A 1,761-nucleotide genomic window follows, 5' to 3' on the forward strand; every position below is an offset into this window, starting at 1 on the left:
CCGGCAGCAGGGCAAGCAGATCCCGGGCGGGAGCGTCGTCGGGCATCAGGAACCTCTCACAGCGCGGGTCGGTCCCCCGCACTCTAGGCATCGGGTACGACAGCGGCCGCCCTAGCTGTACTGCCCAGGGAGGTTGGTTAAGCGGCTGATGGGTGGGCGTTTGCCGATCGCGGTGTGGGGCCTGTGATGGTTGTACTCGTGTAGCCAGGCGGGTAGGGCGTTTCGGCGGGCTGACTCGCTGGAGTACATCCGTTTGAAGGCCCAGCCCTGGGCCATCGTGCGGTGGAAGCGTTCGATCTTGCCGTTGGTTTGTGGGCGGTAGGGACGGGTGCGTTTAGCGGTGATGCCGAGATCGGTGCAGGCGTCACGCCAGGCGTGGCTGCGGTAGCAGCTGCCGTTGTCGGAGAGCACCCGTTGGGTGGTGACGCCGCGGTCGCTGAACCAGGTGACGGCTCTGCGTAGGACGCCGATGGCGGTGGCGGCGGTCTCGTCGTCGTGGATTTCGGCGTAGGCGACGCGGCTGTGGTCGTCGATCACGGTGTGCACGAAAGCGGTGCCGATCATCGGGTTGTAGTGCTTGCTGCGCGGCTTGCCGGCGGTGGCGTTGCGGTTCTTGCTGCCCTTGGCGCGGCCGAGGTAGCGCCAGCCGCCGCCGTCGGGGATGTTCCCGAGCTTCTTGACGTCGACGTGCAGCAACGCCCCGGGAGTCGCGTGCTCGTAGCGACGCACGGGTTCGCCGGTGACCCGGTCGACGTGCGAAAGTCGATTAAGCCGACACCGCGTCAACACGGCATGCACCGTCGATGAAGCCATGCCGAGGCGGTCGGCGATCGCGACCGGGCCCAGGCGGTGTTTCCACCGTAGATGCACGATCTTGCGAACCAATGGTTGCGGTGTCTTCCTTGGCTGCAACGCGGGCCGTGACGAACGGTCCTGCATGCCGGCCTCGCCAGCCAACCGGTAACGCTCAGCCCACCGCTTCGCCGTCGGCCATGACACGTCATAGCGCTCAGCCGCCCGCGCGACGGGCCAGCCCTGGTCCACGACGAGCTTGGCCAGACGCAGCCGGGCACGAGGAGTCAACGCTGCGTTAGCGTGAGACACGAGGACCTCCTGGTCTGTGGTGTGGTCGCCTTCAGCAGCTCCACTCCACGACAGGAGGTCCTCGCCAATCAAGATCCGTCAGATCGTGTCGTCACACGACCTCAACCAACGTGCCTGGGCAGTACACCTAGGCGGCGTCACCACCGTGCTGCACTTCGACGTCTGACCGGACGCCCGATCACTCGTCGGGGCAGTCGGGCGGTCCAGGGCTCTATGGCGGGCGTCGCACGTGGCAACGGTGCCGTCGGCGGCTGATGGGTCGTAGGGTTCCGGTATGGCACAACGACTCGTCAGCGTGTGGCAACCGTTCTTTCTGGCTAGCGAGAGTCGCGGCGCTGCCGACGATGCCGCGATCGAGTTGGAAGAACTCGGCTATTCACGAATCTGGTTCTCCGGCGGCTTCGGCGAGAACGTCGCCCCGCGCTTCCGGGAAATCCTGGACGGGACGACGCGCATCGGGGTCGCGTCCGGCATCGTGAGCATCTGGCACTCGTCGCCCCCCGAGGTGGCGGCGTTCGTCCAGGACGCGCAGGTGGCGCACCCCGGCCGGTTCCTGCTCGGTCTCGGCGCGAGCCACGCGGTGCTGGTGGAGGGCAGCGGCACCGTCTATCGCATGCCGTTCTCAAGAATGGTGAATTTCCTGGACGGCCTCGACGC

At 66.7% G+C, this 1,761-nt stretch carries 2 protein-coding genes; one reads left to right on the forward strand and one right to left on the reverse strand.

The window, feature by feature from the left end; all coding sequences use genetic code 11:
- Positions 1 to 111 precede the first annotated feature (111 nt).
- A complete protein-coding gene (locus AB0B94_RS33195) occupies positions 112 to 1,104 on the reverse strand; it encodes an IS481 family transposase (protein WP_357289897.1) in 993 nt (330 codons plus the stop codon).
- A 274-nt stretch (positions 1,105 to 1,378) separates the two neighbouring features.
- On the opposite strand from AB0B94_RS33195, the gene AB0B94_RS33200 reads away from it, so the two are divergent.
- Positions 1,379 to 1,761 (forward strand): LLM class flavin-dependent oxidoreductase (locus AB0B94_RS33200; protein ID WP_357289894.1); only part of this gene is annotated, 383 nt, incomplete at its 3' end.

The sequence above is a fragment of the Micromonospora sp. NPDC048986 genome (genome assembly GCF_040649335.1).
GTDB classification, from domain to species: Bacteria; Actinomycetota; Actinomycetes; order Mycobacteriales; family Micromonosporaceae; genus Micromonospora; species Micromonospora alfalfae.